The following is a 15,462-nucleotide window of genomic DNA, read 5'->3' on the forward strand; positions in this document are numbered from 1 at the left end:
TGCTGCGCGTTGGCGACACGCGCCGCGCGGCCCCAATGCTGTCAGCTCCACATTGTGCCTGCGGCCCGGTCGGCCCAGGCCTCGTCATAGGGTCTGCCGCCCTCTTCACCGTCGGTCTGCTCGGCGAGGATTTCCCCGACCGTCGGCAACCCACCGCTTTCATCCGCACCCGACCAGGTGCCCGAGCGGATCAGCGCGCGCGCGCACTGGGTATAGATCTCTGCAATCCCGATCACGATAACAGTCGCGGGCAGGTGCCTGTCGCGGGCAAACCGCTGGCGCAGGTCTGCATCCTCTGTCAGCCACGCCTGCCCGTTCACGCGCACCACATTGTTCGATCCGGGCACCATGAACATCAGCGACACGCGCCCGTCTTCGACAATATTGCGCAGTGAATCCAGACGGTTATTCCCACGCCAGTCCGGCATCGCGAGCGTGCCCGGATCCAGCTCGGTGACCACTGGTCCGGCATCCCCGCGCGGGCTGCCATCGGTGCCTCCCGGCCCCACGGTAGTCAGCACGCAGAATTTCGAGGACATGATCCACTTGCGGTAAAGCGGCGTCATCTGCCGCGCCACCTTGCGCAGGGACGGCGCGCCCGGCGTACCATAGAGCGCTTCAAGTGCGTCAATGCTTGTGATTTTCTCAGCCATCTTTTGCTGCCTCAAACCCGGCCTCAGCCATCAGCGCGTCCGAGCGTGCCTCGACCGACTGCTCCAGTTGCTCCATAAAGACGTCCCGCGACAGGCCCGGCTCGATCACGGGCAGAAACTCCACCACAGCAACGCCAGGTTTTCGCAACAGGCCGCGCTTGGGCCAGAGCACCCCCACGTTGGTGGCGACAGGTGCCACAGGCTGTCCCAGCTGCTCATAAAGCACCCCGGTGCCGACTTTGTAGGGCATCTTTTTGCCCGGTGGCACCCGCGTGCCCTGCGAATAAATGATCAGTTGTCCAGGCTGCGCACGGCCTGCCTCCACATCGGCAACCATCTTGTCGATGGCCTTGCCACGTTTGCCCCGGTCCACTGCCACACAGTCCAGCATCCGGGCGTACTGCCCGATAATGGGCATCATCAGAATTTCCTTTTTCATGATGAATTTGGCCGCTGGCAGGGCCGTGAAAATCATCATGATATCCAGGAAAGACTGGTGTTTGGCCGCAATCAGCGCCTCGCCTTCGGGCGGTGTACCGCGCACTTCGCATTTCATGCCGACCATCCAGGACGCGGTCCAGAAGACCCAGCGCGAATAGCCCTTGCAGGCCGCATAGGCCCCGCGTCTGCTGAAAAGCGCCCAGGGCAGCAGCCCGATGCCGATGATGGGCATGGCAATGTACATCTGTGTGATGAACAGGACAGAACGGATGTATTGAAACACTATGCCAACTCCTTCAGCGCCCGGTGGGCCGCAATGCGGGTCGCCACAAAGGCAACAGCCGCCATCAGCGGCGGGATGACCGCAGGCAGCAGCCAGCCTGCGCCCTCAAACCCGATGCCGGACAGAAATCCGGCCATATCCGTGGCCGCAGGCATCATGCGCAGCACTACCATGCCCAGAGCAGCCCCCGCAAAAGCGCCCAGCAACACGCGCAGTGTAAACCGCCGCACGAAAGCCTGGGCGATGTAGCTGTCCGTGGCACCCACCAGGCGCAGCACGCGGATGACCTGGGCGTTGGCTGCAAGCGAGGCATTGGCGGCCAGGGTGACCATCGCAGCCGAGGTCAGCCCCAGCAGCAGCACGCTGATCCAGCCCACCGAGCGCAGCCGTTCTGCGGCAGCAACCAGGGGCGCGCGCCACTGACTGTGATCATCCAGAGCAGCGCCGGGTACTTCTGCTTCCAGTCGCAGGCGCAGGCCTTGGGCGTCAAAGCCCTGAGTTGCCTGCGTAATTTCGACGAGGCCAGGCAGCGGCAGCGCCGACAGATCCAGCCCGCTGCCAAACCAGGGCGTCAGAAGCGCCTGCTGATCCGCTGTGCTGAGCGTGCGGACGCTGTCGACCCCGGCGGTGGATTCCAATATGGCCGCGACCTCTGCCTGCAGGGCCGGCATCTGGTCTGCAGGTGCAGTGATGCGCACGGTTGAGGTCCGCGCCAGTTCACTGCCCCAGTTGTCCGCCAGACGCCCGGCCGCCACCGACAGAGCCAGCGTAAAGACCGCAAGAAACCCCATCGCGGCTGCCGCAAACACCGTCAGTCGCGCGGTAAAGCCCGAGGGCGGCACCACGCGGTCAGACTGTGCGTCGCCGCGGACCAGCATGATCAGATCGTCTGCCAGGCTCACAGATCTGCCCCCGCCTGCTGAACCCGGCCATTTGCGATGCGCAGCACACGGGCCTGGACCTGTGCCTTGGCTGCGCGGATCAGGCTCAGGTCATGGGTTGCAACGAGGACGGTTTTGCCCATGCGGTTCAGCTCGGTCAGCAGGCGCAGCAGGCGCTGGGACATTTCCCAGTCCACATTGCCTGTCGGCTCATCGGCCAGTACCACGTCCGGCGACATGATCACCGCCCGTGCCAGGGCCGCGCGCTGGCGCTCTCCGCCCGAGAGTTCCGGTGGCAGCGCATCCGCCCGGTGTGTCAAATCCACCCAGGCCATCAGTTCGCGCAGATCGTCTTCTGCTTCCGATGTCTGCCGGCCCGCGGCGCGCAGGGGCAGCAGGATATTTTCCGACAGGCTCAGATGATCGAGAAACTGGCAGTCCTGGTGCACGACACCCACCCGCCTGCGCATCAGCGCCACACCGTCACGCTCCAACCCCGCCATGTCCTCGCCAAAGGCAGAGACCTGACCGGTGGTGGGCAAAAGCGCCCCGTAGCAGAGTTTCATGAAGGTGGTCTTGCCCGCCCCGGAAGGACCGGTCAGAAAATGAAATGACCCCGGAGCAAAGCTCATGGTTATGTCAGATAAAAGTGCACCACCGCCGTAGCTGTAGGCGACGTTGTCCAGCTTGATCACAGGGCCTCCGATCACGTACAGGCGCTGTTGTGCCTCAGCACAGGTCTGGTTTCAATGCATCACTTGCCCGCTTAAACACCAGATAACACTTTTCGCAGAGACACGAAGAGCCTAAGATAACGCAAAACCAAAAAAAGTGGTCCGAGGTTATGAAAAAGCAGGTTTATCCATGCGACTGATATGCCCGAATTGCGACGCCCAGTACGAAGTGCCCGACGAGGTGATGCCACCCGAAGGGCGCGATGTGCAATGCTCGAACTGTGGTCAGACATGGTTCCAGGACCATCCTGACGCGCTGGCCGAAGCCGAGGCTGCAGAGTTAGCGGCCCCACAGGACGACGAAGAGGATGTGGCAACCGCGCCGGATCGCCTGTCGCAGGAGGATGCGCCGCAGCTGGCCGCCGCCCTGCCGGATGAACCGGCATCCGAACCGGAAGATACAGCGCCCCGGACACCGCCGGAACCGGTGCAGCGCCGGGTCGATCCGGCGGTTGCAAGTGTTCTGCGCGAGGAAGCCGAGCTGGAAGCCCGCGCGCGCCGCAACGAATTGCCCGATGCGCTGGAAACCCAGCCAGACCTCGGATTGCCCGAAGCCGGCACAGGCGACGACGCCGCGCGCCGCTCTGACGCGGCAGGGATGCAGGAAGACGCGTCCGGAAAAACAGATGCCCAGGCGCGTGACGCCACACAGGGCACCGCCGCAGCTGCCGCTGCCATTGCGGGCTCGCGTCGTGATCTGCTGCCGGACATCGAAGAGATTAATTCCACCCTGCGCTCGAACAGCGATCGCGGCCCGGGCGGAGATCCGGGCCAGACCGCTCAGGCAGAAGTGCTGGAGAAACGCAGCTCAAGACGCGGCTTTGTGCTGGTTGTGGCACTGGTGGCCGTTCTGGCGCTGGTCTATGTCTATGCGCCGCAGATCGCCGAAGCCCTGCCGCAGCTGGAAAATGCTCTGCAGACCTATGTGGCGGTGATCGACGACTGTCGGGTCTGGCTGGATGCCCGTGTCGCGGCCATTCTGAGCTGGCTGGATGATGTCGCTGTCTCCAGCAGCCAGTAAGCGGGCGCTTCAGGACACCCGCTAACGATCAGAAACGGTCCAGCAGACGGTTGAGGTAATCACGCTCCACTTCCGGACGCGCGGCCTCACCGGACCGGCGGCGGATCTCATCCAGCAACTCGCGGGCCCGGCCATAGGCATCATCGTTCAGAGCCAGCGGGCTGTTGTCTCCGTCTGCGCCTGAGTTACCGGCTTCGCGTCCCAGCGGATCCCGGTTATCTGCGCGGCGATCTGATTCCTGTGCGCCCTGCCCCGGTTGCTGCTGTTGCTGCTGCTCGGCCATCATCTCTCCCAGCGCACGCATGCCCTCGCGCAGGGCCTCCATCGCCTGACCCTGGTTGTCGATGGCTTCTGCCAGATCGTTCTGGCGCAGAGCCTCTTCTGCCCCTTCCATCGCACGGCCTGCACGGTCCAGCGCGTCACGTGCAGCGTCGCCTTCGGGAGAGCCCGCACCCGGCAGGTTCTGCTGCTGGCGGCGCAGTTCATCGCGCAGGGCCTGCTGGCGGTTTGCAATGCTGCCTTCTGCATCCCCGTCACCGCTCTGGCCCGGTGCGCCCTGCTGGGCGTTCTGGTCGCCGTTGCCCTGACCCTGGCCCTGCTGGCCCTCATGGCTCTGGCCCTGCCCCTGACCGCCATTGCGCCCCTCGTTGCCCTGGCTTTCACCGGCCTGGGCCCCGGGATTAAACTGCTCCTGCAGATCGCGGAAGGCCTGATCGCTCAGACCCTGCTGTTCGCGCAGCGTCTCTGAGAGGCCCTCCATCGCCTGCTCGCCTGCGCTCTGACCGCCCTGGCCCTGCTGGCCCTGGGTGACGCGCATATTCTCCATCATCTGCTGAAGCTCCTGCAGCGCCTGCTGTGCCTCGGCCATGCGGCCCTGCTCCATCAGTTCCTGGATACGGTCCATCATCTGCTGCAGATCGTCCTGCGTCATCTGCATGGAATTCTGCTGTTCGCCCTGCTGTTGTTGCTGGCCGTTCTGCTGTTCCTGCTGCTGGCGCTGTGCCTGACGGGACAGCTGCTGCAGATAGTCTTCGGTTGCGCGGCGCAGCTCCTGCATCAGCTCAGCGATTTCCTCATCTGAGGCGCCGTTTTTAATCGCCTCATTCAGGCGCTCCTGCGCGCGGCGCATGCGTTCTGCCGCATCTGCCAGATCGCCCTCTTCCAGCAACAGCGCCAGGTCCCAGAGCTCCTCTGCAATCCGGTTCTGCTTTTCGTCACTCATGCCGTGTCTGGCATGCGTCTCCAGCTGGCGGATCACCTGGCGCAGACGCAGCACGTCGGTCTGGCTGCGGAACACATCGTCGGGAACATAGGTCACGGTACGCAGGACCTGCGCAATGCGGGTCATGTTTCCCCGCGACCACAGCAGATCACGCCGCGCCTCGATCACAGCTGCAGCCAGCGGATCAAAAAACCGCCGTCCGGGCAGCACGATGGCACGCGGGTCTGTTACTGCCGTCTGTTCTGCACCATCCAGCGCCTGCAGGCTGACCTGCACGGGCAGATTTGCCCAGGGGTGTTCCGAGAAATCCTCGATCAGGTTTTCCTCGAACGCGGCGCGGTTGCCTGCAATCGGCGTCGGCAGTGGCACCACCAGATCCGGGCGCGGTTCGGGATCAATGGTCAGACCATAGCGCCGGTCAACCGACACCAGATCCAGAGTAAAAGTGGCCTCTCCCGCCTCGACGCCATAGTCATCGCTGGCCTCAAACGGCAGGGTCATTTCCCCCATGGCAGAGGCTGTCGGATCGGACAGGACCGCAATCTGAGGCGGCTCATCGGCAATAACCGTGACCTGCCAGCTGCGTCCGCCCGGGCCCATAATCGCAATTTCGCCGTCGCGCGTGACGGTGAAATCCTGTGCAGGGTCAGAAGCGGGCGGCACTTCCGTTCTGCCGGAAACTGTCTCTGACAGGGTCAGCGCGCCAATCTCGCCGTAAAGGCGCAGCGTGATCAGGCTGCCTTCGGGGATTTCCAGTGTTCCGGCGTCAATATCGTTAAGGTAAATCGTTGGTTTACCCGTATAGCGCGGGCTTTCCGCCCAGCCTTCCCAGACGGGACCACCCGCCAGACCACCAGCCCCCGGGGCCATGTCGGCAACGGTGCCGACCCGCCAGATGGATCCGAACAACAAGGCAACGGCAAAGAACAAAACAGCCATATAGCGCAGCGCATAAGGGTCGCGGTCAGCAATGCGCAGATCGGCGGGCACCGCTTCGGCCTTGCGCGCCCGCGCGGCCATCCGGGCCTGGTGCGCGCGCCACACAGCGGCAGAGGCCGCATCCTCCTGGCCGATGGTCTGCGTGTCGAGCAGAGCCTGCATCGGCCTGCCGGGCAGGCTGGCATCCAGCCGGGCCAATGCTTCGGATTTTGTGGGTTTTGTGAACGTTCTCAGGGCATAGACGGTTGCAGCCACGCACCCCAGCACGGCAAACACGGCACCGCCCCAGACGACCTCGACGCTCACACCGTCCTGCACGCCCAGCATCAGCGCGGCAAGCACCGTCAGCACAAGAGTCATCAGCGGCCAGCAACTGCGCAAAAGCTGTTCCGAGATCATCCCCAGATGCGTCAGCCGCAGAGGCCAGCGCAGGGACAACAGTGTTTTATCTGCGTCGTGACGGGAAAAAGATGACATCGGTACCTCTCCAGCGGGCGGGTCGGGCACTCTGTGCCATCACAACCATTCAGGAATGGTATCCCGATTTATCATTTCGTCAAAGGTCGGCCGTCGGCGAATAACCGCAAATTGATCGTTATGGACCAGAACCTCGGGAATCAGAGGTCTGGAATTGTACTCACTGCTCATTACCGCGCCATAGGCGCCCGCCGAGCGGAATGCGACAAGGTCCCCGGCGGCCAGCGGCGGCATCATACGCGCGCGCGCAAAAGTGTCACCGGATTCGCAGACAGGGCCCACGATGTCATACCTGACCTGCTCCACACCTGCCGCGGTCTCCTTTACCGGTACGATGTCGTGATATGCCTCATACATCGCGGGCCGGATCAGGTCGTTCATGGCGCCGTCGATGATCAGAAAGTCACGGTCTTCACCAGATTTGACATAAATTACCTCAGAAACCATTAACCCCGCGTTACCAGCGATCAGACGGCCCGGCTCGATCTCGATCTCGCAGCCCAGATGCCCCAGTTTGCGGCGCACCATCGCGCCATAGTCCGACGGCAGCGGCGGCGCCTGGTTGTCACGGGCATAAGGAATGCCCAGACCGCCCCCCAGATCGAGACGCCGGATGGTATGCCCATCGGCGCGCAGCACTTCGGTCAGCTCGGCAACCTTTTCATAGGCCAGTTCAAACGGGGCCAGCTCCGTCAGCTGGCTGCCGATATGCACGTCGATCCCGATCACTTCGAGCCCGGGCATGGAGGCGGCCAAGCGGTAGACCTCGCGCGCGCGCGAAATCGGGATGCCGAACTTGTTCTCGGATTTACCCGTGGCAATTTTTGCATGGGTTTTCGCATCCACATCCGGGTTAATGCGGATCGTTACAGGGGCCACTTTGCCCATTGCCTGCGCCGTGGCATCCAGCACCACCATCTCCGGCTCGGATTCCACGTTGAACTGGCGGATGCCGCCCTCCAGCGCCAGACGGATTTCGGCGGCGGTTTTGCCGACACCGGAAAAGACAATCCTGTCGCCCGGCACACCGGCGGCTTTGGCGCGCATGTATTCGCCGCCGGAGACCACATCCATACCTGCTCCGGCCTGTGCCAGCGTTTTCAGGATCGCCTGGTTGCTCGCCGCTTTCATGGCGTAGCAGACCAGGTGGTCGACGCCTTCAAGCGCGTCGTCAAACAGTTTGAAATGACGCAGCAGAGTGGCTGTGGAATAGACGTAGAAAGGGGTTCCTACAGCATCTGCTATCGCAGAAACCGGGACGTCCTCGGCGTAAAGCGCACCGTTTTTATAGAGAAAATGATCCATGTCCGCGCTTTAGCCATGAATCGCGGGGCAGATCAATGCAGATTGCCGCTCCGGCGGGGGCACGACGTACCGAACGGACAAAGCTGCCCGCGCAGTTACGCCTGCCGCGCGTCACGGAATGTACGCAGAAAAAGATAGAGCGGCAGCCCGCAGCTGACCCCGATACAGAATGTCGCCGGGATGGCGATCAGACCGCGCCAGTACCGCGTGCGGACAGTTTCCGCGATGATCCAGACTGTCAGTGCCGTGGCGGCCACGGTCAGGTCCCAGACCAGACCACTGGTGGCTGCGTTGACGTGCCAGGCATCGACCATGGCCATCAGGTCATAGCCGTTCTCGTTGAACCAGGCGATGAACCAGCTCATCGGATGGATGGTGCCCCAGACGGCCAGGGCCAGGTAAACGTAGCGCATGCTGACTAGAGCCCCTTTGAGACGCCAAACCGCGCATCACCCGAAAAGGTCACGCCTGTCTGCGGCGCGGGATCGCGCGGGATCGGTTTCAGCGTGGGATCAACCGGCGCAGGCCGGGTACAGGCCGCCAGCAGAACACACAGGCCGACGAGCGCACAAAGTCGTATCACAGGCCCACCCGCACAGAGACGGGGCCGCGGCCCAGGCCGATGCTGGCACTGGGATAGATGCCACTGTTCGAGATGGTCACACCGCCATTCACGGTCGGCCGGACGGGTTCACCGTCGGCGCCGCAGGCGGCCAGCAGACCCAGTATCAGGGCGGCTCCGGTCAATCTGATCATGCCATCAGCTCCTTCCAGCGGGCGACCTGTGCGCGGACCTGCGCAGGGGCTGTCCCCCCATAAGATGTACGCGAATTCACCGAATTTTCCACCCCGAGCACGTCAAAGACGCCCTGGGTGATGCCATCATGGGCGGATTTCATCTCGTCCAGCGACAGATCCGGCAGGTCGCAGCCTTTGGATTCGGCCAATGCCACAAGGCTGCCGGTGATATGGTGGGCATCGCGAAAAGGCAGGCCAAGCACGCGCACGAGCCAGTCGGCCAGATCGGTTGCCGTCGAGAAACCCGACCCCGCCGCCGCCGCCAGACTGTCGCGGTTTGCCGTCATATCCGTCACCATGCCCGTCATCGCCGCCAGCGCCAGCATCAGATTGTCAGCGGCGTCAAAGACCTGCTCTTTGTCTTCCTGCATGTCCTTGGAATAGGCCAGCGGCAACCCTTTCATCACCATCATCAGCGCGGTGTTGGCCCCGAAGATCCGGCCCACCTTGGCGCGGATCAGCTCTGCGGCATCGGGGTTTTTCTTTTGTGGCATGATTGACGAGCCGGTCGAGAAACGGTCGCTCAGCGTGACAAAGCGGAACTGGGCCGAGGACCAGATCACCAGCTCTTCGGCAAAGCGGCTCAGATGCATCGCGCAGATGCTGGCCGTGCTCAGAAATTCCAGCGCGAAATCACGGTCACTGACGGCATCCAGTGAATTGGCCGCCGGGGCATCAAACCCCAGCGCTTCGGCTGTCATATGACGGTCAATCGGAAAGGATGTGCCGGCCAGGGCCGCGGCGCCCAGCGGTGAGGTATTCATGCGCGCCCGCGCGTCGCGCACGCGGCTCAGATCACGCCCGAACATCTCCACATAGGCCATCATGTGGTGGCCCCAGGTCACCGGCTGCGCCGTCTGCAGGTGGGTAAACCCGGGCATCACCCAGTCGGCACCGGCCTCTGCCTGATCCAGCAGCGCGCGGATCAGCGCCTGCAGGCCCGTCTCGCAGGCATCAAACTGATCGCGGACCCAGAGTTTGAAATCCGTGGCAACCTGGTCGTTGCGGCTGCGGCCCGTGTGCAGACGTCCCGCAGGCTCTCCGATGATGTCTTTCAGACGCGCCTCCACATTCATGTGAATATCCTCAAGCGCTGAGGAAAACGGAAAATCGCCGGCCTCGATCTCTGACAAGACCGTGAGCAGGCCTTCCCTGATGACCTCAACATCGCTAGCTTCCAGGATGCCTGTCGCCCCCAGCATTGCGGCATGCGCGCGCGAGCCTGCGATATCCTGTGCCGCCATCCGCTGGTCAAATCCGATCGAGGCATTAATTGCTTCCATGATCGCATCGGGCCCGGCTGAGAAACGGCCACCCCACATGGCGTTGGATCCGCCGGGCTTTTGTGTGTCGCTGGAATCTGTCATCTGCCTGAACCCTCCGGAGGGGATATGAAAAACCTTATTTCTGCGCTCGTTTATACGGCCCTGTCACTCGGCGCAATCACAGGCGGCACCGCCGTTCGCGCCGATCTGGACGCCGCAGCGCTCCTGCGCGAGGGCGACATGAAAAAGCTGGTGATCCACGAGGTGCCCCAGGCCACATCGGACGCGCAGTTTGATCTGGCAGACGGCGCGGGCAAGACATCGCTCGAGGCGTGGCGGGGCAAGTATGTGCTGTTGAATTTCTGGGCGACATGGTGCGCGCCCTGTCGCAAAGAGATGCCGATGCTGTCCGAGCTGCAGACCGAATTCGGTGGCGACGATTTCGAGGTGCTGACCATCGCAACCGGTCGGAATTCGCCCGCGGGCATTCAGAAATTCTTTGAGGAAACCGGGATTTCCAACCTGCCGCGCCACCAGGACCCGAAACAGGCACTGGCCAGTCAGATGGGCATATTTGGCCTGCCAATCACCGTCCTGATCGATCCCGAAGGACGCGAGATTGCCCGTCTGCGCGGGGATGCGGACTGGTCGTCAGACAGCGCCAAAGCCATTCTGGCCACGATCCTCGGAGAAGACGGCGGCAGCTGACCCTGTTACGCCGCCCGCCGCAGCGCAGCCGTTTTTTGGCGGCATGCATTACAGCCGCAGATCCAGGGATCAGAACCTATACCGGCCAAACTCACGCGCAGCCGTGATTGGCTGCCAAACCTGTCGTCGTGACAGCGCTCTGGTGTCACACGCCAGCGCCAGATCGTCAGCGCGCAGAGTGTCATTGCGCGCCTCACCACCACGGGGTGCGGATACGCACGCCCGGTAAAAAAGAGAGCCCCTGGCCACACCATGCATTTCTGAGATGACAAAGGACCCCGGCTAACCCGGCTTTATCTCAGCCCCCATAGCCCATCTCTTGGTCAGTGATCTGCGCTTTTCCTGCGGTTCCAAAAAGCAGGCCGGGCAACCGGTCACACCGCCTGCAAAGGGTGCCGGCGGTTTCTACAAAAAGCGGGCAAAACCTGTTCGTATCAGACGTACGGACATCCCCCCCGGCTTTCACATGTTCGGAGACCGCATCAGCCGCCGGGTATCAGAACCAGATTGCCCAGGTGTTTTTTGGCGACAAATGCCTCCTGCGCCGCACCGATCTGCGACAAAGGCCATGTCTGCGCCAGCAATGGGCGCACTTCATCCTGTTCGATGTATCCAACGAGGTCACGGAAAACCTGCGGCGGCAGCACGGTCGAGCCGGTAAAGGTCAGATCCCGCAGATAGAGCGTTCGCAGGTCCAGCGAAACGATGGGGCCGGCTATCGCGCCCGAGCAAGTGTAGCGCCCACCCCGCGCCAGTACGTCGATCAGCGCGGCAAATCCGTCACCCCCAACGATGTCAGCTACCACATCAACGGTGTCCCGTCCGGTCGCTTCCTGCAGAGCCGCACCGAGGTTGTCGGGCGCACGCGGCAGGATGGCAGAGGGATTCAGCGATGCGACCTGTTCCCGCTTGGCCTCGCTTGTCAGAGAGACGACCCGGGCACCTCGGCGGTGTGCCAGCTGCACCAGCGCAGAGCCGACACCGCCCGACGCGCCTGTGACCAGCACGGTGTCATCCGTTGTGACCGCCGCGCGGGTCAGCATCCCTTCTGCCGTGCTGTATGAGCAGGCAAAAGTCGCCAGTTCCGCGTCGGACATCGGGCTGTCCACAGGCACGGCATTGCGGTGATCCACCGCCATAAACTCTGCAAAACCACCATCACACTCGGACCCGACATAACCTGTTTTGCTGCGGTCCATCGGATCACTCCAGTCCCGCAGCCAGCAGTCGACCATAACCCGGCGCCCGGTCAGCGACGGATCAGCATCGCTGCCTGCCGCGACCACCTCGCCCACGACATCTGCCCCCTGAATCCGCGGAAAATGAAGTGGCGCACCACCCCAGCTGGGAGCGTCATCCGCCGCGTCCTGCCCGTCGCCGGTGCCCCTGGTTGCAGATTTTCCATACCAGCCGGTGCGCGTGTTGATGTCGGTATTGTTGATCCCGCAGGCGCCCACGCGGATCAGTACCTCGTCAGATCCCGGCACCGGAACGGGCCAGTCATTGCGCACCTGCAGCATGTCAGGGCCACCATGGCCGGTCAGCACCGCCGCCTGCATTTTTTCAGGATGGGACATGATCTGGCTCCTTTTCCGGGCAGTCGCGCGCCGCGCGTTCAGGCAAATGGGTAAATCAGAGGAGACCCAAAGACCAGCAGCAACGGGCGGGTGCGTTTACCGAAAATTTTCACTCCCCGCGCATAATGGGCCCACAGAGCTGAATGTCAGGAAAGGGGCACAGATGAGCGGAGCAGATGTGGCCCGAATTTATATCGGTGGCCTGACCGAGCTTTTTCTGAGCGCTCTGGGGTGGACAGTTGTCATCATGCTGCCGCTGCACAAACTGACGGTCGCGGGTAACATTGGCCTCGACACAGGCGCTGCATTCCTGTTGATTTTCAGCTCGATTGTCCTGATGGCGCTCTGGCCGGGGCAGACATTCTGGACCATTCGCCGCAAAACCGCCGCCGGCTTTGAGCACAGTGTCATCGGTGCCCCCAGCGATGATGACGAGGCGGCGCGGATCCGCCTGATGGTGCGCCATCTTACCGGTGGGTCTGGTTCCTGAGCGGTCAGATACAGACGGCTGGGTTCAGCCGCATTTGGAATACCCGCATGATCCACAGGTCATGCATCCCTCGACCATCCGCAACTCATACTGACCACAACTGCTGCAGGCCTGACCGCGCTGGTTTTCGAGGCCCACAACCTGCGCCCGCGGGTCGCTCTTCAAACCCATTCCCTCGCCCGCGATAAATCCGGTCGCGATCATATGCTGCTCGATCACCCCACCGATCGCGGCCAGGATCGACGGAATGTACTTGCCCTGCATCCAGGCACCGCCGCGCGGGTCAAACACCGCCTTCAGCTCCTCCACCACAAACGACACATCGCCACCGCGCCGGAACACGGCAGAGATCATCCGCGTGAGCGCCACCGTCCAGGCAAAGTGTTCCATATTCTTGGAATTGATAAAGACCTCAAAGGGTCGCCGGTGACCGTTCAGCACAATGTCATTCACGGTGATATAAAGCGCATGTTCGCTGTCTGGCCATTTGACCTTGTAGGTGTTGCCTTCGAGTTCCGACGGCCGGTCAAGTGGTTCGGACATATAGATGACGTCGCCGTGGGGCTGCTGCGGTTCGGCGTCCGAGGTGGTGATGACTTCGGGGGCGGTTTCCGCTTCACCGAAAAGGAGCCAGCCGGCAGAGACACCGAAGTGCTCAGCAGCTAGTTTTGCTCCTTCTTTGGAAAGATCCTGCATACCCGTCGTCCAATTCGCGTACCGACTTCTGGCAACACCAAGTTTGTCTGCGGCAGCTTTTTGAGTGTCAAATCCAGCATTTTCTTGTGCCCATTTTAGCCGTTCTGCTGCGGATCCGAGAACCGGCTTTTTCTCCTCCGACACGCTCAGCACAGACCCCGTCACGGCATTCGGCCGGTAGGTCGTGCAGCCTTTGCAGCCCGTATCCCAGGCCTGCATGTAAACGTCCTTAAAGGCATCAAACCCGATGTCTTCCGGGCAGTTGATCGTCTTGGAAATAGACGAATCCACCCATTTCTGGGCTGCTGCCTGCATCTTGACGTGCTCTGCCGGGGCCAGTGTCTGCGCGTTCACGAAATACTCCGGCAGGTCGGCATCGCCGAATTTCTCGCGCCACATCTGCACTGCGTAATCGACCACTTCCTCTTCGGTGCGCGATCCGTCCTTCTGCAGCACCTTGCGGGTATAGGCATAGGCGAAGACGGGCTCGATCCCTGACGAGACATTGCCCGCATACAGGCTGATGGTCCCGGTGGGCGCGATAGAGGTCAGCAGCGCGTTGCGGATACCGTGTTCGCGCACGGCCTCCCGCACGTCCTCATCCATCATCTGCATAGTGCCCGAGGCAAGGTATCCTTCTGCGTCAAACAGCGGAAACGCGCCTTTCTCCCTGGCAAGCTGCACCGACGCCAGATAGGCGGCGCGGGCGATCAGGCGCAGCCATTGTCCGGTCTGACGCGCCGCCTCGTCCGATCCATACCGCAGACCGACCATCAGCAGCGCATCCGCCAGTCCGGTGACCCCAAGACCAATCCGCCGTTTCGCCTGCGCCTCACGGGCCTGCGCCTCCAGCGGGAACTTTGAGGCGTCCACCACATTGTCCATCATGCGCACGGCCACGGCCACCAGGTCTTCCAGCGCGTCCTCGTCCAGTGCGGCGTCCTTTTCAAAGGCATCCGTGACCAGCCGCGACAGGTTCACCGATCCCAGAAGACAGGCGCCATAAGGCGGCAGCGGCTGCTCGCCGCAGGGGTTGGTCGCCGCGATGGTCTCGCAATAGCTCAGGTTGTTGGCCGCGTTGATCCGGTCAATGAAAATCACGCCGGGTTCGGCATAGTCATACGTCGCCTGCATGATCCGGTTCCACAGATCCCGCGCCTGCAGACTGCGGTAAACCTTGCCTTCAAACACCAGATCCCAGGACGCATCGGCTTTGACCGCCTCCATAAAGGGGTCAGTGATCAGCACAGACATGTTGAACATGCGCAACCGGGCAGGGTCAGATTTCGCCGCGATAAAATCCTCGATGTCCGGGTGATCACAGCGCATTGTTGCCATCATCGCGCCACGGCGCGACCCTGCGGACATGATCGTGCGGCACATGGCATCCCAGACATCCATAAAGGACAGCGGGCCGGAAGCATCAGCCGCCACACCGTGCACATCGGCCCCTTTGGGACGTATGGTCGAGAAGTCATACCCGATGCCGCCGCCCTGCTGCATGGTCAGGGCCGCCTCTTTCAGCATGTCGAAAATACCACCCATGCTGTCGGGCACCGTGCCCATGACAAAACAGTTGAACAGTGTCACCGAGCGCGCCGTGCCGGCCCCGGCGGTGATGCGACCTGCGGGCAGGTACTTAAAGTCTTCCAGTGCCGCATAGAACCGGTCTTCCCAGACTTCCGGCTCCTTCTCGACGCTGGCAAGGTCCCGTGCGATGCGCCGCCATGTGTCTTCTACAGTCACATCCTTTGGCGTACCGTCAGCGTCCTTGAAGCGGTACTTCATATCCCAGATCTGTTCGGCAATAGGGGCGGCAAAGCGGGTCATCGACAGGTATCTCCGGTGTGCAGGAAGGAAACCCAGACTAACCTGGAATCGCACCGTATTCCACAAGAACTTGAAGCAGACCTCGCCCGCATTACCGTATATAGTAGCGACTCTGAGATTCTGTGCGTAATGCGGTGGGTAA

At 62.1% G+C, this 15,462-nt stretch carries 15 protein-coding genes; 3 read left to right on the plus strand and 12 right to left on the minus strand.

The window, feature by feature from the left end:
* Positions 1-41: 41 nt before the first annotated feature.
* From Q1A34_RS15545 to Q1A34_RS15560, 4 genes are read right to left on the minus strand one after another with little or no spacing between them, the layout of a single operon-like run.
* Positions 42-653 carry a pyridoxamine 5'-phosphate oxidase family protein gene (locus tag Q1A34_RS15545; RefSeq protein ID WP_300036062.1) on the minus strand — a complete coding sequence of 204 codons (612 nt, stop codon included), beginning with the start codon at positions 651-653 and terminating at the stop codon, positions 42-44.
* Positions 646-1,377 (minus strand): 1-acyl-sn-glycerol-3-phosphate acyltransferase, encoded by a 732-nt coding sequence (locus Q1A34_RS15550; protein ID WP_300036065.1) that lies wholly within the window; start codon positions 1,375-1,377, stop codon positions 646-648. The genes Q1A34_RS15545 and Q1A34_RS15550 overlap by 8 nt, the downstream gene beginning before the upstream one ends.
* Positions 1,377-2,255, minus strand: a complete 879-nt coding sequence (locus Q1A34_RS15555; protein ID WP_300036726.1) for an FtsX-like permease family protein — start codon at positions 2,253-2,255, stop codon at positions 1,377-1,379. The genes Q1A34_RS15550 and Q1A34_RS15555 overlap by 1 nt, the downstream gene beginning before the upstream one ends.
* 20 nt (positions 2,256-2,275) lie before the next feature.
* On the minus strand, positions 2,276-2,953 hold the full coding sequence (locus tag Q1A34_RS15560; protein ID WP_300036068.1) for an ATP-binding cassette domain-containing protein: 678 nt from the start codon (positions 2,951-2,953) through the stop codon (positions 2,276-2,278).
* A 169-nt stretch (positions 2,954-3,122) separates the two neighbouring features.
* On the opposite strand from Q1A34_RS15560, the gene Q1A34_RS15565 reads away from it, so the two are divergent.
* Positions 3,123-4,013 (plus strand): zinc-ribbon domain-containing protein, encoded by an 891-nt coding sequence (locus Q1A34_RS15565; RefSeq protein ID WP_300036071.1) that lies wholly within the window; start codon positions 3,123-3,125, stop codon positions 4,011-4,013.
* A gap of 28 nt (positions 4,014-4,041) precedes the next feature.
* On the opposite strand, the gene Q1A34_RS15570 is transcribed toward Q1A34_RS15565, so the two are convergent.
* The 6 genes from Q1A34_RS15570 to argH form a co-directional block, all read right to left on the minus strand.
* Positions 4,042-6,651, minus strand: a complete 2,610-nt coding sequence (locus Q1A34_RS15570) for a TIGR02302 family protein (RefSeq protein WP_300036074.1) — start codon at positions 6,649-6,651, stop codon at positions 4,042-4,044.
* A gap of 39 nt (positions 6,652-6,690) precedes the next feature.
* Positions 6,691-7,956 (minus strand): diaminopimelate decarboxylase, encoded by a 1,266-nt coding sequence (lysA, locus tag Q1A34_RS15575; protein ID WP_300036077.1) that lies wholly within the window; start codon positions 7,954-7,956, stop codon positions 6,691-6,693.
* 95 nt (positions 7,957-8,051) lie between these two features.
* Positions 8,052-8,369, minus strand: a complete 318-nt coding sequence (locus Q1A34_RS15580; protein ID WP_300036080.1) for a DUF2834 domain-containing protein — start codon at positions 8,367-8,369, stop codon at positions 8,052-8,054.
* 5 nt (positions 8,370-8,374) lie between these two features.
* Entirely contained in the window at positions 8,375-8,539 is a 165-nt protein-coding gene (locus Q1A34_RS15585; protein ID WP_300036083.1) for a hypothetical protein, read from the minus strand.
* A complete protein-coding gene (locus tag Q1A34_RS15590) occupies positions 8,536-8,712 on the minus strand; it encodes a hypothetical protein (RefSeq protein ID WP_300036086.1) in 177 nt (58 codons plus the stop codon). The genes Q1A34_RS15585 and Q1A34_RS15590 overlap by 4 nt, the downstream gene beginning before the upstream one ends.
* On the minus strand, positions 8,709-10,121 hold the full coding sequence (gene argH, locus Q1A34_RS15595) for an argininosuccinate lyase (protein ID WP_300036089.1): 1,413 nt from the start codon (positions 10,119-10,121) through the stop codon (positions 8,709-8,711). The genes Q1A34_RS15590 and argH overlap by 4 nt, the downstream gene beginning before the upstream one ends.
* A gap of 24 nt (positions 10,122-10,145) precedes the next feature.
* On the opposite strand from argH, the gene Q1A34_RS15600 reads away from it, so the two are divergent.
* The gene (locus tag Q1A34_RS15600) at positions 10,146-10,727 is read left to right on the plus strand and encodes a TlpA disulfide reductase family protein (protein ID WP_300036092.1); all 582 of its coding nucleotides are present in this window, start codon (positions 10,146-10,148) and stop codon (positions 10,725-10,727) included.
* 482 nt (positions 10,728-11,209) lie between these two features.
* Here Q1A34_RS15600 and Q1A34_RS15605 read toward each other — a convergent pair whose 3' ends face one another.
* On the minus strand, positions 11,210-12,304 hold the full coding sequence (locus Q1A34_RS15605; protein WP_300036095.1) for an alcohol dehydrogenase family protein: 1,095 nt from the start codon (positions 12,302-12,304) through the stop codon (positions 11,210-11,212).
* Between the two features lie 163 nt (positions 12,305-12,467).
* Here Q1A34_RS15605 and Q1A34_RS15610 point away from each other — a divergent pair, with 163 nt between their 5' ends.
* The gene (locus Q1A34_RS15610) at positions 12,468-12,794 is read left to right on the plus strand and encodes a hypothetical protein (RefSeq protein ID WP_300036098.1); all 327 of its coding nucleotides are present in this window, start codon (positions 12,468-12,470) and stop codon (positions 12,792-12,794) included.
* Positions 12,795-12,818: 24 nt separating this feature from the next.
* Here Q1A34_RS15610 and Q1A34_RS15615 read toward each other — a convergent pair whose 3' ends face one another.
* A complete protein-coding gene (locus Q1A34_RS15615; RefSeq protein ID WP_300036102.1) occupies positions 12,819-15,320 on the minus strand; it encodes an adenosylcobalamin-dependent ribonucleoside-diphosphate reductase in 2,502 nt (833 codons plus the stop codon).
* Positions 15,321-15,462: the final 142 nt, after the last annotated feature.

This window comes from uncultured Roseobacter sp. (genome assembly GCF_947491795.1).
GTDB lineage: Bacteria > Pseudomonadota > Alphaproteobacteria > Rhodobacterales > Rhodobacteraceae > Roseobacter.